Source organism: Pseudoxanthomonas sp. G3 (assembly GCF_057654715.1).
The window spans coordinates 2,077,808-2,102,136 of record NZ_CM172805.1 but is presented as its reverse complement, the minus strand read 5'-3'; the positions used below and the strand labels follow the sequence as shown (position 1 = coordinate 2,102,136).

Genomic DNA, 24,329 nt, shown 5'->3' with positions numbered 1-24,329 from the left:
CATGCAGATCCTGCCTGCCCACGCCGCAACACTGCATCGACATCCGCGACCCTCCAGGCCGGTGTCGCTGATCGGCGCACCCACCGACATCGGCGCCAGCACGCGGGGTGGCAGCATGGGGCCGGCCGCGCTGCGCATTGCGGGTATCGCCGGCGCCCTGGCGGGCATGGGATGCGAGGTGGTGGATCGCGGCGACATCGTCGGACCGTTCAATCCGTTGCGGCCGCCGGTCAACGGGTACCGCCACCTTGACGAAGTGATCGCCTGGAATCGCTCACTGCACGACGCCTGCCTGGCGGAGCTGCACGATGGCAGGATGCCCGTGACGCTGGGCGGCGATCACTGCCTGGCGGTCGGCTCCATCAGCGCCGCCGCTCGCTATTGCAGGGAGCGTGGACGCACGCTGAAAGTGGTCTGGCTGGACGCACATGCGGATTTCAACACGGCTGAACTGACCCCCACGGGAAACCTGCACGGCATGCCGGTCGCGTGCCTGATGGGCTTCGGGCCCGACGCGCTTGTCGCGATGTCGGGCCAGGTGCCCGCGCTGGTCCCGTCCCAGCTCAGCCAAATCGGCATCCGCAGCGTCGACGAGGGCGAAAAGCATTTCCTCGACCAGCAGCGGCTGCAGGTCTTCGACATGCGCCAGATCGATGAAATCGGCATGCGCAAGGTGATGGAACGCGCGCTGATGGACGTAGATGCCGACACCCACGTGCACGTGAGCTTCGACGTGGATTTCCTCGACCCCAGTATCGCACCCGGCGTCGGCACCACCGTGCGCGGCGGTCCGGGCTACCGTGAAGCGCAACTCTGCATGGAAATGCTCGCCGACGCCGGCTACCTGGGCTCGCTGGACGTCGTCGAGCTCAATCCCGCGCTCGACCACGGCAACGCCACCGCCGAACTGGCGGTCGACCTGCTGCAGAGCCTGTTCGGCAAGAGCACGCTGGTCCGGTCCACGACCGCACGCTGAGTTCTCCCACGTCATCCGGGCCCTTGTGCCCGCACATCGCACCACGACCGGCCCCTTCGATGAACGCACCCGACTCCCTGCACGTGCCTCTCGCCACACGCAACGCCATTACCCAGGCGTATCGACACGATGAGATCCCGCTGGTGCGCGCGCTGATCGAGCGCCTGCAGACCGGCGGCCCTGACGCTTCCATCGTGGCGAAGGACGCCGGCCAGCTCATCGCGAGGCTGCGCGGGCCGCGCCCGCACGGCGGCATGCTGGACGCGGTGATGCGGGACTTTCCTTTGTCCCGGCCGGAGGGCGTGGCCCTGATGTGCTTGGCCGAAGCACTGCTGCGGATTCCCGATCGGCCCACCCGCGACCATCTGGTCGCCGACGCAGTAGCACGTGGCCGATGGCTAGATAGCAAGGCGGATTCGCTGTTCACCCATGCGGCCGCCTGGGGACTGTGGCTGACCGGACACGTCCTGCCGACGGAGGAGCAGCAGGATCTCCCTTCGTCGCTACGGGGACTGATCGCGCGGGGCGGCGCACCGCTGATCCGCGCAGCCATGGCGTGGGGCATGACGCGGCTCGGACGACAGTTCGTGATGGGAGAAACCATCCAAGAGGCGTTGATGCGCAGCCAGGCCGGGCGAAAGCTCGGCTATACCCATTCGTTCGACATGCTGGGAGAGGCGGCGGCCACGCAGGCCGACGCCGAACGCTATCACCAGGCGTATCGCGACGCGATCGAAGCGATCGGCCAGGCGGCGACAGGGCAGGGCGTGGTCGGTGGACCGGGGATCTCGGTCAAGTTGTCCGCGCTGCACCCACGCTATACGCGCCAACAGCGTGCCCGCGTCATGGCCGAGCTTTACCCGCGCTTGCACGCGCTGGCGCAGCGCGCCTATCACTACGGAATCGGACTGACCCTCGATGCGGAAGAGGCCGACCGTCTGGAGCTCTCGCTCGATCTCATCGACCGGCTGGCCCATGAGCCGGGGTTGTCCGGCTGGGACGGTCTAGGCGTGGTTGTCCAGGCGTACCAGAAGCGCGCACTGGCGGTCATCGACCATCTGCAGGCGTTGGCCGCTCGCACCGGGCGACGCATCATGGTGCGGCTGGTGAAGGGGGCCTATTGGGATACCGAGATCAAGCGTGCCCAGCTTGATGGGCTGGAGGACTATCCCGTCTTCACCCGCAAGGTGCACACCGACCTGTCCTACCTGGTGTGCGCGGCGAAGCTGCTGGACGCCGCCGACACGCTCTACGGCCAGTTTGCGACCCACAATGCGCATACGCTGGCCAGCGTGCGCACGATGGCACGCGACAGGAGCGTGACGGACTACGAGTTCCAATGCCTGCATGGCATGGGCGAATCCCTCTATGACGATCTGGTGAAGCGGGGTACGCGTTGCCGTGTGTACGCACCGGTCGGCGGGCATGCGACGCTGCTGCCTTACCTCGTCCGACGACTGCTGGAGAATGGTGCGAACAGCAGCTTCATCCACCAGATCGCCGACCGAACGCGCGATATCACCACCCTGCTGGAAGACCCGCTGAGCCGACTCCGGCGGGAAGGCCTCCATCGCCATGCCGCCATTCCCCTTCCGGGCGCCCTGCTGGCGGACCGGCAGAATTCCGAAGGTTGCGACATCACGGACGAACGTACGATCGCGCACCTGCATGGGCGCTTGGCCGCGCTTCGCTCTCGGCGGTGGCACAGCGGCCCCGTGATCGCCGATGCCGACGCTGATGCCGGCCACCTGGCCCGTGGCCAGGCCTGCCCGCGCATCAATCCGGCCGACACCGGAGACATCGTGGGCGACGCGATCGATGCGGTCGCAGAGGATGTTCCGCGCGCCGTGGGCATCGCCGAGGGATACGCTGCCACGTGGAATGCGCGATCCCCGTCGGACCGCGCCGGCATCCTGCGCGCCTGTGCGGACTTACTGCAGGCGCAGCGCGACGCGTTGCTGAGCCTGTGCATCCGCGAAGCCGGCAAGACCTGGGCCAATGCCGTAGCCGAGGTTCGCGAAGCGATCGACTTCCTGCGCTACTACGCAGCCCAGGCCGAACATGCGGCACCGGGGCCGGCCCCTGGCCCGGGACCGGTGGCCTGCATCAGCCCCTGGAACTTTCCACTCGCCATTTTCGTCGGCCAGTCGAGTGCGGCACTGGCGGCCGGCAGCCCCGTACTGGCCAAGCCGGCCGAACAGACGCCCCTCATCGCCCATTACGTGGTGAAGCTGATGCACGAGGCCGGCATTCCGGTTCAGGCGCTGCAACTGTTGCCCGGTCCTGGCGAAAGCATCGGCGCGGCCCTGGTGGCCGATCCCCGCATCCGCGGCGTGCTGTTCACGGGCTCCGATGCGGTGGCGCGCCTGATTCAACGCACGCTGTCGCAACGTCCCGGAGAAGGCCCGCCGGCGCGTTTGATCGCCGAAACCGGCGGCATCAATGCGATGGTCGTGGATTCATCGGCATTACGCGAACAGGTGGTGGCCGATGTCATCGCATCGGCGTTCGACAGCGCCGGCCAGCGGTGCTCGGCGTTGCGGATCCTGTTCCTGCAGGACGAGATTGCCGACGCCACGGTGGAGACACTGCTGCATGCCATGCGCGAACTCTCCGTCGGCGATCCGGCCGCTCTCGCCACGGATGTGGGACCCTTGATCGACGACGCGGCCGTCGAGGGGGTGCACGCCCACTTGGCACGGTTGCGTGCCCACCCGGGGATCGCGGTGCATCAGTCGCCGCTTCCGCCGTCGCTTCCCAGCAGCCGATTCGTGGCACCCACCCTGGTGGAACTGGCTTCATCGACGCAACTGGACCGTGAGGTGTTCGGGCCGGTGCTGCATGTCGTGCGCTACGCATCGGCAAATCTGCAAGGCGTCATCGATGCCGTCAACGCCAGCGGTTTCGGATTGACGTTCGGCCTGCATACCCGGCTGGAATCGCGAGCCGCCCGGATAGCCGAGCGCATCAGGGCCGGCAACATGTACGTCAATACGGCCATGGTCGGCGCCGTCGTGGGTCTGCAGCCGTTCGGCGGGGAAGGCAGATCGGGCACGGGGCCGAAAGCAGGCGGGCCGTTTTACCTGCCCGCCCTGATGGGCGTGGGCGCGACCGATGCCGATGCCGCATGGCGGCAGCGCCAGGGTTTCGTCGGCGAAGAGGTGGCCCTCATACGCTTGCATCGCTTGATGCGGTGGGCGCGGCAGATCGACGACCCGACGCTCGTGGACACCTGCGCCTTCTATGCGCGCGCCACCCCTTGGGCAGGCGCATTCGAACTGCCTGCGCCCACCGGTGAGCGCAATCGCCTGCGCTTGTTCCCCCGCGGACGTGTGCTTTGCGACGCTGCGGATGAGGGTGGCCTGCTTCACCAGTTGGCCGCCGTCTGGGCCACCGGCAATGCGCCGCTGGTCCTGCCGTCGGCGTGGCGCGATGGCGTGGTGAACCGGCTGCCTCCGGACTTGCGCAACCTGGTCGTCTGCGTGAACGCAGCGCCTGGCGACGCCGATGCGGTGCTATGCGATGACGACGGCGCGCGGGCTCAAGCCTGGGTTCGCGCGGTGTGCCCGATACCAGAGGCGATCGTGCCGGTGGTCTGCCTTGGTCGTCACAACGGGCGCTACGCGTTGTACCGGCTGCTGGCCGAGCGGACGCTCACCCTCAACACCACGGCAGCGGGCGGCAACGCACGCTTGCTGAGCGTACAGGACTGACAACGCCCGTCCTCCCTTCTGCCCACCGGACCCCATGCATGGATCATGACGTCTTGCGACAGGCCGCGCTCGAGTACCACCGGCAGTCCCCGCCGGGCAAGATCAAGGTCGCCCCGACCAAGCCGATGCTGACCCAGCGCGACCTGGCCCTGGCCTATTCCCCGGGCGTGGCCTACGCCTGCGAGGCCATCGTCGAAGACCCGAACGCGGCCAGCGAGCTCACCGCGCGCGGCAATCTGGTGGCCGTGGTCACCAACGGCACCGCGGTACTGGGCCTGGGCAACATTGGCGCGCTGGCCGGCAAGCCGGTGATGGAAGGCAAGGGCGTGCTGTTCCAGAAGTTCGCCGGCATCGACGTGTTCGACATCGAAATCAACGAGACCGACCCGGACAAGCTGGTCGAGATCATCGCCTCGCTGGAGCCGACCTTCGGCGGCATCAACCTGGAAGACATCAAGGCGCCGGAGTGCTTCATCGTCGAGCGCAAGCTGCGCGAGCGGATGAAGATCCCGGTCTTCCACGACGACCAGCACGGCACCGCGATCATCGTCGGCGCGGCGGTGGTCAATGCGCTGGAAGTGATCGGCAAGAAGATCGAGGACGTGAAGTTGGCCACCAGCGGCGCCGGCGCGGCCGGCATCGCCTGCCTGGACATGCTAGTGGCGCTGGGCCTGAAGCCGGAGAACATCCTGGCGTTCGATCGCGACGGCGTGATCTACACCGGCCGCCCGCACCTGGATCCGGACAAGGCACGCTATGCGCGCGATACCGACAAGCGCTCGCTGGCCGAGATCGTGGACGGGGCGGACATCTTCCTGGGCCTGTCGGCCGGCGGCATCCTGAAGCCGGAGATGGTGGCGACGATGGCGGACAAGCCCGTCATCCTGGCGCTGGCCAACCCGACCCCCGAGATCTCGCCGGCCGAGGCCAAGGCCGTGCGCCCGGACGTCATCATCGGCACCGGCCGCAGCGACTACCCGAACCAGGTCAACAACGCGCTCTGCTTCCCGTACATCTTCCGCGGCGCGCTCGACGTGGGCGCCACGGTCATCAACGAGCAGATGAAGGTCGCCTGCGTGCATGCCATCGCCAAGCTGGCGCGGCGCGAGGCCTCCGACCTGGGCAGTGCCTACGGCGACGACGTGCCGTGCTTCGGTCCGGAATACCTGATCCCGCGCCCGTTCGACCCGCGCCTGCTGGTCGAGGTGGCCGCAGCGGTGGCGCAGGCGGCGATGGACTCCGGCGTGGCCCTGCGCCCGATCCCGGACATGTGGGCATACCGCGAGAAGCTGGGCCAGTTCGTCTACCGCACCAGCCTGATGATGAAGCCGGTCTACGACCGTGCGCGCGCCGACAAGAAGCGCGTGGTCTACGCCGAAGGCGAGGAAGAGACCGTGCTGCGCGCGGTGCAGACGGTGATCGATGAAGGCTTGGCGTTCCCGATCCTGATCGGCCGCCCGGACGTGATCGAGGCGCGCATCCAGCGCCTGAGCCTGCGCATGCGCGCCGGCGTCGATTTCGAAGTGACCAACCAGGACGACGATCCGCGCTTCAACGACTACTGGCAGCACTACCACGCGCTGACCGCACGCCGTGGCGTGACGCCGGCGGCGGCCAAGAACCTGATGCGCTCGCGTCCCACCCTGATCGCGGCGGTAATGGTGGCCCGTGGCGAAGCCGACGCGATGATCACCGGCCTGGTCGGCCGCTTCCACAAGAAGCTGGGCTACGTGCGCAGCGTGATCCCGCTGGACCCGGGTGTGCAGTCGACCTCGGCCATGACCGGCGTGATCAACAACCAGGGTGCGTACTTCTTCCTGGACACGCACGTGCAGGACGACCCGACCGCCGAGCAAATCACCGAGGCGACGCTGCAGGCGGCCTATCGTCTGAAGCTGTTCGGCATCGAACCGCGTATCGCGCTGCTGTCGCACTCGAACTTCGGCAGTCACGAGACGCCGGGCGCGATCAAGATGCGCAAGGTCCGCGAGCTGCTGTTGAAGCGCAAACCCGACCTCAACGTCGACGGCGAGATGCAGGGCGATACCGCATGGGACGAAGTGCTGCGCCACCGGATCATGCCGGGCAGCACGCTGACCGGGCGCGCCAACCTGTTCGTGCTGCCGAACCTGGACGCGGCCAACATCGCCTACAACATGGTGCGCGTGGTGACCGACGGCGTGGCCATCGGCCCGATCCTGATGGGCATCTCGCGCCCGGTGCATATCCTGACCACCAGCGCCACCCCGCGCCGCGTGATCAACATGACCGCCATCGCCGCGGTGGATGCGCAGATTCGAACCTCAAGCTGACGCGGCGAATACCGTTTTTCCTGCTCTCGTTGCTGGCAACCCCACCGTCGCGATCCGGGTGCATGGCGCATATGCATTCGGCTGCCTCATCGGCGAACACGCGGACCGCGCCTGATCCGTCGACGCGAGGGCCTGAGCCTTGCCGAGGACCAGGCGCGCGGATCTCCCAAGACCCCTTCAAGAACATCGCCTGCTGGCCAAAGGCTGCCGCCATCCGGCAATGTCCGCTTGCGACCCATAGAAAACGTCAGCCGAGTAGTCGCATCACCCGCGCCTCAAATATACTGTATCCCTCCTTTTAGGTCGCAAGAGCCCCGCATTGTGCTAACGATCGGCTTCATCCTTCCGCCCGGTTTCCAGATCATGGGTCTCGCGGCCGCCTCGGCCTTCGAGATGGCCAATGTCGTGGCGAAGGAAACGCTGTACCGCGTGCTCCTTTTGTCGGAAGGCGGAGGTTCCGTGCCCAACTCGTTCGGCATTCCGGTCGAAACGCGCCCGTTGGCGCGTAACCGCGTCGACACCCTGATCGTCACTGGCCTCCTCGTGCCGGCGCGTTCCTCGCCGGGGCTGATTCGATCGCTCCGCAGAGCATCCGAATCTGCGCGTCGTACTGCATCGGTATGCACCGGCGCCTTCATCCTCGCGGAGACGGGTCTGCTGGACGGTTGCCGCGCGACCACCCACTGGTTCCACGCACGCGACCTACAGAAGCAGTTTCCCAGGGTCTACGTGGAAGAGGACCGTATCTACATCACCCATGGAAGGATGTGGACGTCTGCGGGCATGAGCGCCGGCCTCGATCTCGCACTCGGCATGATCGAGAAGGATTTCGGAGCCGACGTGTCCCGAAGAGTGGCGCAGAACCTGGTGATCTATCATCGGCGCGCCGGCGGGCAGTCACAGCATTCCGCGCTGCTGGAGCTCGACGCCAAATCCGACCGCATCCAGGCGGCGCTGGCGCACGCACGAGAGAACCTGCGCGCAGCGCTGACGGTCGAGGAACTCGCAGAAGCGGCCCATCTCAGTCCGCGCCAGTTCACGCGTGCCTTCCGCGCAGAGACAGGACAATCGCCGGCCAAGGCAGTCGAGCACCTGCGCGTTGAAGCGGCGCGCGTAATGATCGAGCAGAGCCGCTATTCGATGGACGAAGTCGCCTCCGAGACGGGGTTCGCCGACACCGAGCGCATGCGTCGCGCCTTTCTGCGGGCGTTCGGGCAACCGCCACAGGCGCTCCGCCGCAACGCGCGCCTGGGCGAGGCGCGCACCTGAAAGCGATGGCGCGCCTAATCAGAGGCGCCGGAGCATCGGCGCTATGACCGTGGTTTGCGTGGCGTTGCCCGAGCGCTAGACGAGCTCGGTATGCCGGATCGCATGCTGGGCGGCAACATCCCTTCGCTCGTGGATATTGGATGTCGGCGTGCGGTCGATCAGCAGCGACAGGAGCTCCGGGCGGTTGTAGTGCCCCCGCGAGTCCATCAGCATCTTGCGGCGATCGATCAGGGAGAAATCCAGGTCGGCAATGACGTCGCCTTCGCCCTCGCGCAGAGGCTGGCCGATCAACATGCCGTCGGGCGCAATGATCGCGGTGAAGCAGCCACCCGAGATGGCGCCGATGCCGCACTGCGTATCTTGCATGATCTGCGCCTGCTGCTCGGCACTGAGCCATGCCGTCGCGTTGACGACGAAACAGCCCGACTCCAGCGCGTGCTGGCGGATGTTTATCTCCATTCGCTGGGCAAATCCTTCCCCAAATGCCGAGCCGGGGTACATGGCCGAATGGATTTGCTCGCCGTCCGCCATCAGGGCATAGCGCGCCAGGGGATTGTTGTGCTCGAAGCACGCCAACTGGCCGATGCGTCCGACCCGCGTGTCGACCGCGCACAAGCCGGAGCCATCGCCCTGGCCCCAGATCATCCGCTCGAAGTGGGTGGGCGTGATCTTGCGGCGTCGCTGGACCAGAGCGCCATCGGCATCGAACAGGAGCTGCGTGTTGTAGAGCGTGCCGCCATCGCGTTCGTTGACGCCAATGGATACCACCATGCCCGCCTTCTTCGCCGCAGCGCCGATCGCTTCCGTCGCGGGGGAGGGCACCGTGACGGCCTGGTCGATCAGGCGCAGGTGCTCCGTTCCACCCAGTAGTTCGAGCGGTGTCTGGACCGCTGAGAAGTAGGGGTAGTACGGCACCACCGTCTCGGGGAACGTGGCGAACTGAACGCCAAGCTGGCCCAGTTCTTGGATCTTGCGGACGACCTTGTCAATGGTCGCTTCGCGGCTGTACAGCACGGGACTGATCTGCACGGCGGCAGCTTTGATGACAGTCATGGTTGAGCTCTCTTCATGTTGAGGGGAACGGCCTATCGAATCAGCCGCTCGACCTGCGCTTGCACGCGCGGGCCGACCAGCAGGATGACCGGGATGACGATGGCGTAGCCGATGCTCCAGGCGCGCAACCACCGGGAGGCAAAAGTGCTGGAAAAGCCGACGTTCAGCGCAAGAAGAACGAAGGAAATGATGCCGGTGGTGAGTGCGCCCATGAGGAGCGCGAATGCGATGCGTCGTTTCAGCTGGATGTTCACGGGTACGCTCCACGTCTTCGGATTGCGGGGGTTAGTGCAAACGATGGCGGCGGATATGACATCGATCGGGCCGCCCGCCGTCGTGCTCGAACGCCTGGTCGCGGTGGTTTGGTCCGGAGGGCATGCGGCGCTCCGTGCCGGAGCACTCGATGGGCATGACGGGGCTTGTCAGGCTCAGCATTACGGTGCCTGCGCATCCGATAACGTGCCCAACACGATGCCCTGCTTGCGCATCTGTTCCAGCAAGTCGAGGCCCTGGGCCTGGATCAACGCCGGATCGGCCTGCGCGTCTACCGCCAGCGCGAACAGATGGCTTCGCCCCGTGCGCTGTACGTTGCGCACGGAGGTCAGCAGATGGAATGCAAAAGGGCCGATCTGCGAGAAGCTGACCTGCTGTGAGGCGTTTCGCCACACGAGCAGCAGGGTGGGTGTATCAGACGCTGCGCTCGGGACCTGCCCGGGACCGATCTGCAACACCGGCCACCGGTAGAGCAGGGGTTCCGCCCAGGGCGAGAACACGGGGATACCGTCGAACAGGTCACCGTCCGGGTCGTGCGACGGGGGTTGCGCGTCGCTGGTGAACAGCGCCTGCTCGATCCATTCGTAATGCGCCATCTCGGCCAGCCAGGCGGGCTGGACGCCCGCCTCGGCTTGCTGCCGAAGATGGTCAACGAATTCCGCCGCGATCCGCGGGAAGAGCGGGGTGCGACTGCGGTACGCCGCAAAGTATCGCTGCACCACGTTCTTCCACTCGGCAGGCCCGAGTGTTGCGCTGATCACCGGAAAGCTGCCGCGGAGCAGACCCTCGATGTTTTTGAAGAACAGATTGCGATAGACGCGCAGGCGTCGGGCGTCCAGGTCGGTGGGCGCCGGGTGGACTCCGGGGTCGCGCAGGTAACGTGCGAAGGTGAACTGCTGTTCGCGCAGCGTCTCAGGCGGCACGGGGCTGCTCCCTCAGGCGGGCGCGCGCGGCATGGCTTTCCTGCATGGCACGGATGCGATCGGTCTCGGCCAGCAGCGCCTTGATCGGCGGAAAGTTGAAGTCGCGCTCCAGCAGCGTGGGGCGCAGACCGAAACGCCGGTAGGCGCTGTCCAGCAGCGCCCAGACGCTGGGCTTCACCGGCGCGCCATGGGTGTCGATCTTCAGGTCGATGGCCTGGTCGTGATGGCCGGCGATGTGGTACTGCGCGATGCGTTCGACCGGCAGGCTGTCGAGGAATGCCTCTGCGTCGTAGTCGTGGTTGATCGCATTGACGTAGACGTTGTTCACGTCGAGGAGCAGGTCGGTATCCGCCTCGGCGAGCACGGCGTTGATGAAATCGGACTCGGCCAGGGCCTGGTGAGGTGCGGCGTAATAGGAGACGTTCTCGATGGCGATGCGACGGCCGAGCACGTCCTGCACCTGGCGGATACGCGCGGCGACGTGGTGTACCGCTTCGTCGGTGAACGGGATCGGCATCAGGTCGTAGAGTTGGCCATCGTCGCTCGTGTAGCTCAGATGCTCGCTGTACATCGTCACGTCGAAGCGCTCGATGAAGTCGCGTGTCGCGAGAAGCAAGGACATGTCCAAGGGCTCGGTGCCGCCGAGGGACAATGAAAGACCGTGCGCGCTGATCGGGAAGCGCGCGGCCACTTGCGCGAACTGCTCGCCCAGTAGTCCGCCGACGCCGATCCAGTTGTCGGGCGCGACCTCGAGGAAATCGACGGCATCGGAAGACAAGCCGAGCAGGTCGGGCATCAACTTGCGTCGCAGGCCGAGACCGGCGCGGAGAGGCGGGTGGGGAGTTTTCATCACGGTGGCTCCTGGGAAAACGACCCCGCGCGATGGCGGGGTCGCTTACGGCTTGGCTGACTCAGTCCTTGGTGGAGAACAGCCCCTTGGGCAGTTCACGGCCGTTCGCGTTGTAGGCGGCCTTGACGCTCAGGTACGACTCCATCTCGTCGATGTAGCCGTCCTTGTTCGTGTCCTTCCTGGCGAACGCCGCAGCACCTTTCGGTTCGACCTTGAGGAACTCTGCGCGGGAGACGCGGGCGTCATCGTCGGTATCGACCGAATTGAAGATCGCGTCACCGCACTGGCCTTCGCCGCACTTGCCTTCGGCGGTCTTGGTCTGCGCCTTCGGTGTGGTTTCGGTGCTGCCGCACTTGCCTTCGCCACACTTGCCTTCGCCACATTTGCCTTCCGCGGTGGCATGCGTGGCGCCCAGCATGTAGCCCTGTGCCAGGGGCTGGACGGCGAAAGCAGAGCCGCTGAAGACGAGCCCGGCGAGCGCCAGGCCAAGCATGCCAGCGGATGTGTTGCGGGGGTTGTCAGACATTGCAATTTCTCCATGGGGGAGGGTAGGGGCGGGGTGAGCCGCCGGGAGTACTGCGGACGCAGTACGAAGCGAGAAACAAAGGGGCACGGTGCGGTCAGGCGGACGTGTGCCGGATCGCGGCGAGGGTGCCAACACGCGAGACGACGAGGATCACGCCGGCCGCGGCCACCGTCATGCCGAACCCGGGCACCAGCAGCGCGGTCGTCGCGCCAAGGGCGGCGAGCACGATGCCCCAGGAGGTGGCGCTGGCCGTGCCCTCGGTCGCGGTGCCGAACGCCCTGCGGACCAGGTGGTCCACGCTCATGCGACCGGCGCCCGAAAGTGCGAGCGGCAGCAGCATCACCAGGTAGAGGAGTGGAAGCTTGTAGTTGCCATGACCGTTGTCGCTTATGGCGTAGCCCTTCCACAATTCAGCCAGGCTCGACCAATCCGATGGCCAGTGCACCGCATGGATCGCCACCACCGTCAGGACCCAGAGCGCGGCCGCGGCATAGCGTGTGCCGATGCCCAAGAGCAGCGCGATGCTGCATATCAGTTCGAACCACGTGGCCAGCGTCCAGTTGATGCCGGGGCTCATCAGGGAGAAAGGCGGAGGGAACCTGTCCCCCAGTTCGGCGAACCAGTTCTGGCCGTGCAGCTTTTCCCTCCCCGCCTCGAAGAATTCCCATGCAAGCAGCAGGCGCAGGCCCAACGGACCCAGCCACTCGCCCACGCCGTCGAGGCCGGAAAAAAAGGACGAGCGCGCGGCGTGGGATTGGGTAAGCAGGTTCATCTCGATGTTCTCGGGCAAAGGCAGGTCGACGGCGGCCACGCGGTGGCGTGGCGCACGCTCAATTGTTGGGGAGCGATTCGACTAGGGGTTCGTGGAAGCCGCGATGCGATAGCGCGGTGCGGGTTGGGCGTTGGAGAGTTGCGGCGCCAGGGCCTTGCGGGCGTTCTCCAACACGGTCCAGTCCCTCAGATCGGCGAGCGCAGGAATGGTGACCTGTTCGCCCTGGTCCAGGCCGGCCAGTGCGGCATCGACCATGGCGTCGGCGGACATGACGATCGCTTGCGGAAGGTGGCTCACCGGCAAGCCGGCGACATCCCAGAAGTCGGTCGCGGTGGCGCCCGGCAGCACGACCTGCACGCGCACGCCCTTGTCGGCCAACTCATGCTGCAAAGATTGGGAAAACGCTAATACGTAGGCCTTGCTGCCGCCATAGACACCGTTCAGCAGTTCGGGCGCCAGCGCGACAATGGACGCGATGTTGATGATGGTCCCGGCGCCGCGCGCGACGAAGGCGGGCGCCACCGCGTAGGCCAGGCGGGTCAGCACGTTCACGTTGAGCGTGATCATGCGCTCCATGTCCTCCGCGCCTGACTGGAGCAGCGGGGCGGTGGCACCCACGCCGGCATTGTTCACGAGCATCGTGATGCTCGCATCGGTGCGCAGCTGTTCGACAACCCGAGCCACACCCTCGGCGTCGGTGAGGTCAGCGGCCAGGGTTTCGACCGAACGGCCCGTCCGGTCCGTCAGCGTTTGCGCCAGCTCGCGCAGCTTGTCTTCCCGGCGGGCGACCAGGATCAGATCGTAGCCCTGGCGAGCCAGCCGGTCCGCATAGACAGCGCCGATACCGGACGACGCGCCCGTGATCAGTGCCGTGCCTTTGTGAATTCGAGTGTTCATGATGTCTCCTTGATCCGGGGTTCCGGGGTGATGCCAACGCTACACGCGGCACCCAATGGCGCAAATGTCATATATCCCACCCTTTAAGACATCCGCGGTGGTAGCAGTGCTGGGCTGGCTGCGCGCAATCACGCGCTTGGCGGGCAGGAAGTACCGTGGCCGCCTGCGGCATCCGGGTGCACCAGGGCCACGGCAGCGCGTTCAGGCAATGTGGGTCTCGACATCGATGTTGCCGCGCGTGGCTTTCGAGTAAGGGCAGATCTTGTGCGCGGCCTCGACCAGCGCGCGGGCAAGGTCGTGATCCAGGCCTGGGAGGCTGACGTTGAGGCGTGCCGCAAGGAAATACGCATCACCGGTCAGGCCGAGGTCCACTTCCGCATCCACTGCGGCGTTAGAGGGCAGAGCGACGCCCGCCGCCTGAGCCGCCTTGCCGATGGCGCCTAGGAAGCATGCCGACCAGCCGGCACCGAAGAGCTGCTCCGGATTGGTGCCAGGGCCGTGACTGCCAGGGGGCGACAGTTCGATGGCCAAGCGGCCGTCATCGCTGCGCGAGGCGCCTTTGCGGCCGCCGGTGGTATGGGTCTTGCCGGTGTAGACGACATGTTCGATATGGTTGATCACGGGAATACCTGATGGGGTTGGAGGTAAGTGCGCCAGGGAGAAAGACGCCGGACACGGCGCATGTCCGGTGGGTGGCAATCGGCGGGATGCAGGCGGGAGTGCGGCCCGGTCGCGCAGCGCCTAGGGGATCAGGCGATCGATGCGCGCCTGCAGACGCGGCCCGACGAGCAGGATGGCGGGGATCACGATGACGTACCCGAGACCCCATGAGCGGAGCCACGTGGCGAGGAAGCCTTGTGAGAAGCCGAGGTTGAGGGCGATCAGGACGAAGGAAATGATGCCGGTGGTGACGATGCCCATCGAAAGGGCGAAGGCGACTTTCCGTTTCAGTTCGACGTTCATGGCGTGTGATCTGTGCGTGTTGATGTGTCGATTCGACGCGCGGAGCTCAGGGCGCCCCGCGTCGCAGCGCGACGATGGGCTTGCCTTTCTCGACCAGGTAGGTCGCCAGTTCTGCGGCGTTCGCCTGGCCGGGGTTGTGTGCGGCATGCGGCATGCCGGCGGGGATGAAGAGCGACTGCCCGGCGGTCAGGGTGACCGGGGGTGCGTCCTCGAATGCGTACTCGAGCGTCCCTTCCAGCACGTACGCGACTTCGATGCCCGGATGCGTGTGCATGCCGAACTTCGCGCCAGGGGCGAAGTCGACGCGCACCTGCACCACTTCTCGAGCCGGATCGTCCAGGTCATGCCGCAATGCCTCGTGCCGGCCGATACCGGCAGGCTGGGCAGAGGCTGCCCACAGCGTGGCGCTGGCCAGGGCCAGCAGCGCGGCGGCGATCATTCTGTGCTTCGTGATGTTCATGGCGGGCCTCCGGTGGATGGGAGGTCATTTCACGCCGCTTGCGTATCCCGGCTGTGTCCGGGTGCGGGCATTTTTGTATCGGTCCTTGTCCGCCCTGCGGGCTTGCGCAAAGCCCAGGCCCGGCGGAGCTGCCGTTGCGGCGGGCGGTTCAGGCGTGGAACGGCTGACTACGCACGGATTCGAACAGGAAGTCGATGAAGGCTCGTACACGCTGCGGCATATGCCGCCCGCGCGGATACAGCAGGTTGAACGGCCGGCTGCGGCCGCCGTGCGAAGGCAGCATTTCCACCAAGCGGCCCGCGGCGATCTCGCGTTCGACCGTAAAGCGATAGGCCTGGAACACGCCACCGCCATTGCACGCGAGCGAAACGCCGCCCAGCACATCCTCTGAGAGCAGGAAGGGGCCATCCGTTTCCAGTTCGATCTCGGTCGCGCCGTCCCTGAAGAGCCAGGGGATCCGCCGCCCGGTGCTGGGCAATTCGAACTGGATGCAATCGTGTTGCGCCAGTTCGCCCAGGTGCTGCGGCACGCCGCGCCGCTGCAAGTAGTCCGGCGAAGCGACCAGGACCAGTTCGGCGTCTTCCAGATGGCGCGCGACCAGGCCCGATTCGGGCGGCTTCCGGACGCGGATGGCCAAGTCGAATCCTTCCGCAGTGAAGTCGATGTTCCGGTTGCCGATATGTATGTGGGCCTGGATGCGCGGGTGACGGCGGTGGAATTCGGCGAGCAGCGGTAGCAGGCGGTAGTGCCCGTACGTGGTCGGCACGCTGATGCGCAGTCGCCCGGCAGGGTCGGATTGTCCACCGGAGGCTTCACGATCGGCTTCCGCCAACTGGTCCAGCGCCTGCCGGCAGTGCAGCAGATAGGCGCGCCCGGCATCCGTCAGCCGGATGGTGCGGGTCGTGCGCACGAACAAACGCACGCCCAGCCTCTCCTCGAGTCGTGCAACCGACCGACTGACCGCCGCCGGTGTGACACCTGCGGCGGTCGCCGCTCGGGTGAAGCCACCGGTTTCCGCTGCCAGGCAGAAGAGCTCCAGGCTGCCGACCAGGATGTCGTCGAATCGCCGTTGCATTGATTACGCTGCGTAACAGGTGAAATGCATTCTGACTCATTTATCGTCAGATTTGACGGGAATAGAGTGCCGCTACGCCGAAAGGCACCCCAACTCTCGAGGATTCCATGAGCTCCAAGACCGTCATCGTCACCGGTGCCTCCAGCGGCATCGGTTTCGCCATCGCCCGCGCCTACCTGCAACGGGGGGACAACGTCGTCGCCAATGCGCGCACGCTCGACCGGCTGCAGTCTGCCGCCCTCCGGCTCGGCCACCCGGCCAACCTGCTGCTCGTGCCCGGCGACATCGCCGAACCCGATACCGGCAAGCGCCTGGTCGATGCCGCCATCGAACGCTTCGGGCAGGTCGATACACTGGTGAACAACGCCGGGATTTTCGTCGCCAAGCCGTTCACCGAGTACGACCCTGATGACGTGCAGGCGCTGGTCGACACCAACCTGAAGGGCTTCTTCTTTGCGGCTCAGGCCGTCGTGCCGCACATGCGCGAACGTCGCTCTGGCCACATCGTCAACATCACGGCGAGCATCGCCGCGCAGCCGCTGCAATCGGTGCCGGCCGTCCTGCCGGTTCTAGTCAAAGGTGGCATCAACCAGGCCACCCGCGCGCTGGCGCTCGAATTGGCGCCGCACAACATCCAGGTCAACGCGGTCGCGCCGGGCATCATCGATACGCCCCTGTACGTGCCGGACATGCATGGGTTCCTCAACGGGTTGCAGCCCGCCGGTCGCATCGGCACGGTCGATGAAGTCGCCGATGCGGTGCTTTACCTGGGCGATGCCGCGTTCACCACGGGCGTTGTGTTGCCGGTCGATGGCGGGATGTCCGCCGGTCGCTGGTGATCGTGCAGGGCCGCTGCATGCGGCCCTGCCTTCCCTTTTTCGCAGGAGACAGTCCATGCCTTTCGTCCACGTCAGCATCACCCGCGATGGCACTTCGCTGGCGCAGAAGCGCCAACTCGTGCGCGAGATCACCGGCACCCTGGAGCGCGTACTCGGCAAGCAGCCCGACCTGACCCACATCGTCATCGCCGAAGTCGACACCGACGATTGGGGCCATGGGGGCGAGCTGGTGACCGAGCGACGCGTGCGCGAGACCGCGGGACGCTGAAGCCCCGAAGGACCTGCTCGCCACCCACATTCGGGAAGCAGGCCGGCACGCGCCGGCCTGCCGCGCGTCAGCGGGTTTTCTCCGCAGCGGCCAGGAGCGAGCGGATCTTCGCTTCGGTTTCCGCGTACTGGCCTTCGCCGAAATGCTGGTAGACGATGCGGCCCTGCTGATCGATCAGGTACAACGCGGGCCAGTACCGGTTGCCATACGCATTCCAGGTGTCGTAATCGTTGTCCTGCGCCACCGGGTAGGTGATGCCGAAGCGCTGGACTGCGGCCCTGAGGTTGCTCAACTTCTTCTCATAACCGTACTCGGGCGTATGAACGCCAACGACCACCAGTCCCTGAGTGCGGTATTTGGCATGCCAGCGCTTGATATGCGGCATCACGCGGATGCAGTTGATGCAGGAGTATGTCCAGAACTCCACGAGCACCACCTTGCCACGGAGGTCGGCTAGACGCTGTGGGGGCGAGTTCACCCAATGCTCGATCCCAGTGAACTCCGGCGCCCTTGGTGCGGGAGCGGCGTGAGCGGGTTGGACCGGATCGGCCTGCACCTCCGGCGAGCACGCGGCGGCAAACAGGCATGCGCTCAGCAGGGTGATGAACGAAGAAAGCTTTTTCATGGAGGTCAGAGTCCTTGAGAGAGAGGGGGAAGCCACTGCGTGACCCAGGCAGACACGAGGACGTCGTACTGGAGCAGTTGAAGTACGGCGACCGCGATGGCCAGCGCGCCGAAGCCTTTGCGCACCAAAGGCGCGTGGCGTTGGAGGAACGGCAGGCGTGCATTGATCCAGCGCCCGCCGTAGGCGATCAGCAACATCGGGATCCCGGCACCCAAGGCATACAGGCCTAGCAGCAGGCTGGCCTCGGCGGGCGCCTGAGCGCGGGTGGCCAGCGCCAGGACCGACGCCAGTACCGGGCCTGCGCATGGCGTCCATGCCAGCCCCAGCGACGCGCCGACGACCCATGCGCCGGCACGTCCACCGACCTGAGGAAGTGCCAAATGGAACGGCCGCGCGCGCTGCCATTGCATCTGCACCCGCGCGACGGCGCGTTCGAACGGCGCGGGCCAGAAGCAGGCCAGGCCGGCCAGCAGCAACACGAGGATGGAGCCGGTACGGAGGCCATCCTGCAGCGCGCCGGATGACGTCGCCAGGACACCCAGCAGCACGCCGCTGCTGGCGAATGTCGCGACGAAGCCGCCGATGATCCAGACGGGCACCGTGCGGTCCCCGCTCGACCCAGTAGCAAGCACGATCGGCAGGATCGGCAGGATGCAGGGCGACAGGATGGTGGCCATGCCGGCCAGCAGCGCCAGTGCATAGTCGATCATGGCGCGTTTCGTGCCGAAGACAGGTTCACGGCGTCGATGACCGCCTGCACGAAAGCGGCCGGCGTTTCCTGCGGCGGATTGTGGCCGATGCCTCCGATGAAGGTGCGGTGTTCGTATTTGCCGGTGAACTTCGCGGCGTACGCCTCCGGTTTCGGGTGCGGCGCGCCGTTGGCATCACCCTCGATGGTGATGGTGGGTACCGTGATGGGCGGCGCCTTTGACAGGCGCTGCTCGAGTGCCGCGTACTTCGGCTCGCCCTCGGCCAGGCCCAGGCGCCAGCGGTAGTTGTGGATGACGATGGCCACGTGATCCGGGTTGTCCAGGGCCGCCGCGCTGCGGTTGAAAGTCGCGTCGTCGAATGCCCATCGCGGCGATGCCAGTTCCCATATCTTGCGTGCGAAGTCATGGGTATAGCGCGCGTAGCCGGCCTGGCCGCGTTCGGTGGCGAAATAGAACTGGTACCACCACTGATGTTCGGCCGAAGGGGGCAGCGGCGTGCGGTTGGCTTCCTGGCTGCCGATCAGGTAGCCACTGACCGACACCAGTGCCTTGACGCGCTCAGGCCATATAGCCGCCACGATGTCTGCCGAGCGGGCACCCCAGTCGTAGCCGGCGAGCGTCGCACGACGTATCTTCAGTGCGTCCATCAACGCGATGACGTCCGACGCGAGTGCGGCCGGCTGCCCGTTGCGTGGCGCGTCCGCAGACCGGAAGGTGGTGGTGCCGTAGCCCCGCAGATGCGGAACGACCACGCGGTATCCGCGTGCGGCCAGTTGGAGAGCGACCTCCGCGTAGCTGTTGATGTCGTACGGCCAGCCGTGCAGCAAGATGATGACCTCACCCTTGGCAGGGCCGAGGTCGGCGTAACCGATGCGCAGGTCTCCCGCATCAACCTGCTTGTTGGCTATCAACTCGGGCGGCAGTGTGGGGGAAGCCGCCTGCGTCGCCGGCTGCGCGAAGGCGGCTCCACTGAACGTCAGGAAGGTGCCCGCCAGCCATGACAGGGCGCGCAGGCGACAGAGGTTCGAGGCAGAGATCGCGGACATGGTGGATCCTCCAGCAGGGTGGATGAGGGGACGGATCGGAGGGAATGCGCGTTGCGGGAAGCAGTCTGTGGAGCCTGCGTGTCGCATCCCTCGGGTGATGCCGGCGGGTCGTCCGCCGGGATGGACGCATTTCGCGCCGCCGGCTCATCCCCCACGTGTCGCCACGGCCACCGATTTGTTAGCCAATGCTCTGAAAAGTCCGCCAGATACACTCCGATACAAAGCCGGCGTCGGCGGGGCCTCGTCACGCCAACGACAGGCGCTACCATGCGCGGCAAAAGGCAGTGCATGCCGCCGCCGCATCCCGGAGTCCACGCATGTCGTCCCACACCGATCACATCCTCGTCGTCGACGACGATCGCGACATCCGCCAGATGGTCGGGGACTACCTGCGTCGCAATGGCCTGCGCGTCAGTCTGGCGGCCGACGGTCGTGAAATGCGTGCGGCGCTGGATACCAGCGACGTCGACCTGATCGTGCTGGACGTGATGATGCCGGGTGAGGACGGTCTTTCCCTATGCAGGAACCTGCGCGCCGGCAAGCATCGCGCCGTACCGGTGGTGTTGTTGACCGCGCGCGATGACGAAACGGACCGGATCATCGGTCTGGAAATGGGCGCGGACGACTACGTGACGAAACCGTTCTCATCTCGCGAGTTGCTTGCCCGCATCAATGCCGTGATCCGGCGCGCGCGCATGTTGCCGCCGAACCTGCAGGTATCGGAGGCCAGTCGCTGGATCCGCTTCGGTGACTGGCGGCTGGACACCACCGCGAGACATCTGCTCGACGCACAGGGAACCACCTATCCGCTGAGCGGTGCTGAATTCCGGTTGCTGCGGGTCTTCATTGATCATCCGCAGCGCGTACTCAGCCGGGACCAGTTGCTGAACTTGACGCAGGGGCGTGATGCCGACGTGTTCGACCGCTCCATCGACCTGTTGGTGAGCCGCTTGAGGCAACGCCTGGGCGACGGCGCCCGCGAGCAGAGCTACATCAAGACCGTTCGCAGTGAAGGTTATGTTTTCAGTCAGGCGGTGGTGCTGGAAGGCGGGGACACATGACCATCCTGGGCTCGCCGCGCTGGTTGCCCGGGACGCTTCGTGCGCGGTTGATCCTCATTCTGGGCACAGGTCTTCTGCTTGCGCATGTCCTGTCGTTCGCGCTCCTGTTCGGCGAGCGCATGGATGCCACGCGCTCGATGATGCTCAGGAATCTCTATGAAGACGTGCCGGTCAGCATCGCGCTGCTGGAGCGTCTGCCCGCGAGCCAGCGTGCCGCGTGGATGCCCCGCCTCGAACGAAGAACCTATCGCTATCTCCTGCGGCCGGCGGCTCCGGGCATACCGTTGTCCACGGAGCGATCCCGTCAGGTGGCCGGACTGATAGACGACGCACTGGGCCGGCGATATCCGCTGCGCCCACGGGCGGTCTCCTCCGTACCGGAGCGTTACGAGGTGGAACTGACGCTGTCCGACGGCCAGCCGCTGACCATCGAGGTGACGCCCGCTCCCATGCCGGTGGCGACATGGCTGCCATGGGTGTTCGCCGCTCAGGTGCTGATGCTGTTGCTGTGCGTCGGCGTCGCGGTGCGTGTGGCAACCCGTCCGCTGGCCAGGCTCGCGCAGGCGGCCGAGCGCATCGATCCGGCGGGGAACAACGCGCTCCTTCCACAGGAAGGTCCGTGGGAAGTTGCCCAGGCGGCGCAGGCGTTGAATGCGCTGCAGACGCGCGTTGCCGCGCATATCACCGAGCGCACGCAGATCCTGTCCGCCATCTCGCACGACTTGCAGACGCCGATCACCCGCATGCGCCTGCGGGTAGAAGCGATGGAGTCCGGTCCCGGCCAGGACAAGCTGCTGGGCGATATCGATCAGATAAGCCAGCTCGTGCGTGAGGGATTGGACTACGCGCGGAGTGCGAGTGTGACGCTCGGATCGGCGGTCCGTCTTGACCTGACCGCCTTCCTGGAGAGCATCTCGGGCGACTATCAAGATGCGGGTCGTCCCGTGCAGGTGTTGCAAGGTGCGATGGCGTCACGCGACACGCATCCGCAGGTCTTGCGGCGCGTCCTGCAGAACCTGATCGACAATGCGCTGAACCACGCCGGCAGCGCCGAGACCCAGGTACGTATCGACGGGGCAGGGCGCGCATGCATCGATGTGCTTGATCGCGGTCCCAGCATTCCGTCCGACCAATGGGAGACGGCACTGAAGCCGTTCCAAAGGCTCGAGCCGTCGCGTGCTCGTGCCACAGGGGGCACCGGTCTCGGTTTGGCCATTGCCCAGCAACTGACCCAAGCGTTGGGTGGTTCCCTGCAACTCTCCCATCGTGAAGGAGGCGGACTGCGGGCGACCGTCACTCTGCCTGGCAGCACGTCACCACCCGCTCAATCCTGACTTCCGTCTTGGGGGGATGTCCGCTTGTGGCCGGAAGCGGACGTCGGTGGGGCAGGTCCGCTCCAATGAGGTGATGGAGGACCCGTGCAGCCCGCGCGGCCGGTCCAAGGCCGACAGCGAGACCTACAAGTTCCCGATCAAGGACATTGGCCACCTCTACGTGTCGGCCAACTCGCCGCACACCATCAAGTACCGCATGCCGGCGCTCGTCAAAAAGGCGCTGATCATCGGTGGGCTAGGTGCGCTCGCGCTGGGCTCGGCGTGGTTCCTGCTGTTCTGCAACGCGTATTCCAGCATCAGCGACAGCGAAGGCAAGCCGGCGGCGGGTGAGGCTACGCCGAACCCGAGCCGCGGCGCAGCCTCGCGTGCGTCGCCCGGTTCGCGTGCAGGTAAGCAGGAACCCAGGTGGGCCACCCTCATCGACTACGCGACCGATCACGTGCCGCGCTTCGGTATGGCCCCATGGACAGCCAAGGTCTACGACGACCGCGAAGTGACCGCCGATCCGCAGCTGTACTGCCTGAGTTCCAAGCCCGGACCGGACGCACGCGGCGATTGGCAGGACTACACCTGCACGTGCCTGACAGAGCAGGGCACCGCCTACGTGATTCCGCAGGGCGAGTGCCGCACGCTCGCGCGCCAAGGCCCGGTCTACAACCCTTACCGGCGTGAGACAGCTAACACGGCTGCCAGCGCACCGCCCGCAGAACAGGAGGCGCAGCCGCAGGCGTCCAGCGATCCCGGTGTCAGCATCGGGTATCGCCCAGGCGCGCGCGCGGACATGTTTCCGCGCAGTCCGGGGTACGAGACGGGCGAGACGTTCACGGGCCCCACGGCAGGGCTTTGACGGGGTGTAGGGGCGTTCGCCCCTACGCAAAACGCCTCACGAGCGGCCTAGGAGCCCGCAAGCTCTGGCCAAGGATGCGCACGCCCAGGTTCCGGTCCGAAGGCCGGCCACCGCCATGCGCAACGCCTGTGTTAGCCTCGCGCCGTCGTCACGGAGGGATGGCAATGGGGAAAACATGCGCAACGATCTTGCTGATGGCTTTGGCTCTGCCGGCCGTCGCGCAAACAACTGCGGGTCAGGGGAGGGGCGTCCCCCGAGTCGGCCCCGCGCCTAGGGCGGACTACAACTCCACAGCTAAAGACACGACGCCTTTCAACTGTGAGAGCTACGCGAACAATTCGCATCTCGCAATCAAGCCTATGTGTGATCGCATCGAAGCCGATCACATCAAGTCGGAAGCTAGACGCGCGGGACGGCCGGGCCCTTCAAGCAGCGTCATCAAACTGCCCGCGCTCGGGTCCGCGGAAGGTAAGCGCACCGGCTTAGTGTGCATTGGCGGCCAAGCTATGCGAAAGATTCAGAATGGCTGGGAACAGGCCTGGGCAGACGATGGTTGGCAACGCTGCACTGGCGGGTGAACTAAATCGGAGATGATTTGTGAGCAAGGGTGAATCTAAGCTTTTAGACTTCAGCAATGTCTCATTGCCTTTCTTTATTACCAGTGAGCAGATATCAAACTCGTTGACCGAGAAGAAGGCGAGTTCCTCATGCATGTCATGCGGTAGCACTGAATGGACGCTTATTGAGGAGGCCGCGGTAATTACGCAATGGTCTGACGCTGCGCGTCCACCTTTTATCCCGGTAGGCGTACTGATTTGTTCTAACTGCGGTTTCGTGCGAATGCATACCCTAAAGCAACTAGGGTTGCTGCCTGATTCTGTCGATACTCCTGTAGAGAAACCCGTAGAGACAGCGGTGAGTCGGGAGGACGATGCGAATGAATAGGCCCGTCGCATTCAAAATTACCGGAAAGTACGACGCCAATCCAAAACACTATGTGCTAACGGAGAACGAGATAACGCAGCTTCGCGATCTTTCTTCCATACACGAACGCGAGTATTCCTTGTTCTTCGTAGGGCTCTTCATTCCATGCATCATTGGTGTTGTCGATAAGTGGCCAAAAGAGGGCGTGATGCCGTCCAATGAGTTCCTTCTAAACGTTGTTTTTAGCGGGCTTTCTTTCCTACTCGGAGCTATCCAGATAAGGGGATGGGTGAGGAAGCGGCGGGCTTACAACAACTTCGTTAATGAGCTTGATGCCCGTGACGATTGCGACTTCACCGTTCGTCCCAAAGCGACCCCCATGTACGGCAATCCAAACGTGTCGGCTTAGATCATCCTGCTCGGCTCCCAAAGTGCCGGGCGTGCCAGTCGGCGAATTCCACGACAACTACCTTTACTGGCCCGCGTTTGATCGGCTTTTCAGCCTCGCGGCGCGAGCGCAGCCCGGCACGGCGTAGTTCCATCGTGTCTCGCCAAAGGAGGCCGGCGAGTCGCTCGGGTGTAATCCTGTCTCGGTCTGGACTCACAAGGTGCT

General features: G+C 65.5%; 24 protein-coding genes. 10 read left to right on the top strand and 14 right to left on the bottom strand.

Annotated elements, in window-relative coordinates:
- Position 1: 1 nt before the first annotated feature.
- The 4 genes from rocF (at position 2) to AC23D6_RS09975 (ending at position 8,270) form a co-directional block, all read left to right on the top strand.
- Complete coding sequence (gene rocF, locus AC23D6_RS09990; protein WP_487752607.1) at positions 2-976, top strand: arginase; 975 nt, start codon at positions 2-4, stop codon at positions 974-976.
- A gap of 59 nt (positions 977-1,035) precedes the next feature.
- On the top strand, positions 1,036-4,689 hold the full coding sequence (putA, locus tag AC23D6_RS09985) for a bifunctional proline dehydrogenase/L-glutamate gamma-semialdehyde dehydrogenase PutA (RefSeq protein ID WP_487749130.1): 3,654 nt from the start codon (positions 1,036-1,038) through the stop codon (positions 4,687-4,689).
- 38 nt (positions 4,690-4,727) lie between these two features.
- Positions 4,728-7,001, top strand: a complete 2,274-nt coding sequence (locus AC23D6_RS09980) for an NADP-dependent malic enzyme (RefSeq protein WP_487749129.1) — start codon at positions 4,728-4,730, stop codon at positions 6,999-7,001.
- A gap of 321 nt (positions 7,002-7,322) precedes the next feature.
- On the top strand, positions 7,323-8,270 hold the full coding sequence (locus AC23D6_RS09975; protein WP_487749128.1) for a GlxA family transcriptional regulator: 948 nt from the start codon (positions 7,323-7,325) through the stop codon (positions 8,268-8,270).
- A gap of 75 nt (positions 8,271-8,345) precedes the next feature.
- Here AC23D6_RS09975 and AC23D6_RS09970 read toward each other — a convergent pair whose 3' ends face one another.
- The 11 genes from AC23D6_RS09970 to AC23D6_RS09920 all read right to left on the bottom strand — a co-directional run bounded on the left by AC23D6_RS09970 (position 8,346) and on the right by AC23D6_RS09920 (position 16,062).
- A complete protein-coding gene (locus AC23D6_RS09970) occupies positions 8,346-9,323 on the bottom strand; it encodes a carbon-nitrogen hydrolase family protein (RefSeq protein ID WP_487749127.1) in 978 nt (325 codons plus the stop codon).
- Positions 9,324-9,355: 32 nt separating this feature from the next.
- Entirely contained in the window at positions 9,356-9,577 is a 222-nt protein-coding gene (locus AC23D6_RS09965; RefSeq protein WP_487749126.1) for a DUF2798 domain-containing protein, read from the bottom strand.
- Between the two features lie 180 nt (positions 9,578-9,757).
- A complete protein-coding gene (locus tag AC23D6_RS09960; protein ID WP_487749125.1) occupies positions 9,758-10,519 on the bottom strand; it encodes an HvfC family RiPP maturation protein in 762 nt (253 codons plus the stop codon).
- On the bottom strand, positions 10,509-11,369 hold the full coding sequence (locus AC23D6_RS09955) for an HvfB family MNIO-type RiPP peptide maturase (protein ID WP_487749124.1): 861 nt from the start codon (positions 11,367-11,369) through the stop codon (positions 10,509-10,511). The genes AC23D6_RS09960 and AC23D6_RS09955 overlap by 11 nt, the downstream gene beginning before the upstream one ends.
- A 61-nt stretch (positions 11,370-11,430) precedes the next feature.
- Complete coding sequence (locus tag AC23D6_RS09950; protein ID WP_487749123.1) at positions 11,431-11,895, bottom strand: HvfA family oxazolone/thioamide-modified RiPP metallophore; 465 nt, start codon at positions 11,893-11,895, stop codon at positions 11,431-11,433.
- A gap of 94 nt (positions 11,896-11,989) precedes the next feature.
- On the bottom strand, positions 11,990-12,706 hold the full coding sequence (locus tag AC23D6_RS09945) for an HvfX family Cu-binding RiPP maturation protein (RefSeq protein WP_487749122.1): 717 nt from the start codon (positions 12,704-12,706) through the stop codon (positions 11,990-11,992).
- 42 nt (positions 12,707-12,748) lie between these two features.
- Positions 12,749-13,564 (bottom strand): SDR family NAD(P)-dependent oxidoreductase, encoded by an 816-nt coding sequence (locus AC23D6_RS09940; protein ID WP_487749121.1) that lies wholly within the window; start codon positions 13,562-13,564, stop codon positions 12,749-12,751.
- A gap of 201 nt (positions 13,565-13,765) precedes the next feature.
- Positions 13,766-14,185 carry an organic hydroperoxide resistance protein gene (locus AC23D6_RS09935; RefSeq protein WP_487749120.1) on the bottom strand — a complete coding sequence of 140 codons (420 nt, stop codon included), beginning with the start codon at positions 14,183-14,185 and terminating at the stop codon, positions 13,766-13,768.
- A 120-nt stretch (positions 14,186-14,305) separates the two neighbouring features.
- Positions 14,306-14,527, bottom strand: coding sequence for a DUF2798 domain-containing protein (locus AC23D6_RS09930; protein ID WP_487749119.1), 222 nt, complete (start codon positions 14,525-14,527; stop codon positions 14,306-14,308).
- A gap of 46 nt (positions 14,528-14,573) precedes the next feature.
- Positions 14,574-14,987, bottom strand: a complete 414-nt coding sequence (locus tag AC23D6_RS09925; RefSeq protein ID WP_487749118.1) for a cupin domain-containing protein — start codon at positions 14,985-14,987, stop codon at positions 14,574-14,576.
- A 148-nt stretch (positions 14,988-15,135) separates the two neighbouring features.
- Complete coding sequence (locus AC23D6_RS09920; protein WP_487749117.1) at positions 15,136-16,062, bottom strand: LysR family transcriptional regulator; 927 nt, start codon at positions 16,060-16,062, stop codon at positions 15,136-15,138.
- Positions 16,063-16,169: 107 nt separating this feature from the next.
- Between AC23D6_RS09920 and AC23D6_RS09915 the strand changes: the two genes are divergently transcribed.
- Positions 16,170-16,901 (top strand): SDR family NAD(P)-dependent oxidoreductase, encoded by a 732-nt coding sequence (locus AC23D6_RS09915; protein WP_487749116.1) that lies wholly within the window; start codon positions 16,170-16,172, stop codon positions 16,899-16,901.
- A gap of 55 nt (positions 16,902-16,956) precedes the next feature.
- Positions 16,957-17,169: a tautomerase family protein gene (locus tag AC23D6_RS09910; protein ID WP_487749115.1), complete on the top strand. Its 213-nt coding sequence runs from the start codon at positions 16,957-16,959 to the stop codon at positions 17,167-17,169.
- A 67-nt stretch (positions 17,170-17,236) separates the two neighbouring features.
- Here AC23D6_RS09910 and AC23D6_RS09905 read toward each other — a convergent pair whose 3' ends face one another.
- Genes AC23D6_RS09905 through AC23D6_RS09895 form a run of 3 tightly spaced genes read right to left on the bottom strand, consistent with a single transcriptional unit; the run spans position 17,237 to position 19,550 of the window.
- Entirely contained in the window at positions 17,237-17,794 is a 558-nt protein-coding gene (locus tag AC23D6_RS09905) for a thioredoxin family protein (protein ID WP_487749114.1), read from the bottom strand.
- Between the two features lie 5 nt (positions 17,795-17,799).
- Positions 17,800-18,504: a cytochrome c biogenesis CcdA family protein gene (locus AC23D6_RS09900; protein WP_487749113.1), complete on the bottom strand. Its 705-nt coding sequence runs from the start codon at positions 18,502-18,504 to the stop codon at positions 17,800-17,802.
- Positions 18,501-19,550, bottom strand: a complete 1,050-nt coding sequence (locus AC23D6_RS09895) for an alpha/beta fold hydrolase (protein ID WP_487749112.1) — start codon at positions 19,548-19,550, stop codon at positions 18,501-18,503. Before AC23D6_RS09895 ends, AC23D6_RS09900 begins: the two co-directional genes overlap by 4 nt.
- A gap of 317 nt (positions 19,551-19,867) precedes the next feature.
- Between AC23D6_RS09895 and AC23D6_RS09890 the strand changes: the two genes are divergently transcribed.
- The 4 genes from AC23D6_RS09890 to AC23D6_RS09875 all read left to right on the top strand — a co-directional run bounded on the left by AC23D6_RS09890 (position 19,868) and on the right by AC23D6_RS09875 (position 24,125).
- Positions 19,868-20,611: a response regulator gene (locus tag AC23D6_RS09890; protein WP_487749111.1), complete on the top strand. Its 744-nt coding sequence runs from the start codon at positions 19,868-19,870 to the stop codon at positions 20,609-20,611.
- The gene (locus AC23D6_RS09885) at positions 20,608-21,945 is read left to right on the top strand and encodes a sensor histidine kinase (protein WP_487749110.1); all 1,338 of its coding nucleotides are present in this window, start codon (positions 20,608-20,610) and stop codon (positions 21,943-21,945) included. Before AC23D6_RS09890 ends, AC23D6_RS09885 begins: the two co-directional genes overlap by 4 nt.
- A gap of 73 nt (positions 21,946-22,018) precedes the next feature.
- Complete coding sequence (locus tag AC23D6_RS09880; RefSeq protein WP_487749109.1) at positions 22,019-22,792, top strand: hypothetical protein; 774 nt, start codon at positions 22,019-22,021, stop codon at positions 22,790-22,792.
- 937 nt (positions 22,793-23,729) lie between these two features.
- Positions 23,730-24,125: a hypothetical protein gene (locus AC23D6_RS09875; protein ID WP_487749108.1), complete on the top strand. Its 396-nt coding sequence runs from the start codon at positions 23,730-23,732 to the stop codon at positions 24,123-24,125.
- Positions 24,126-24,329 lie beyond the last annotated feature (204 nt).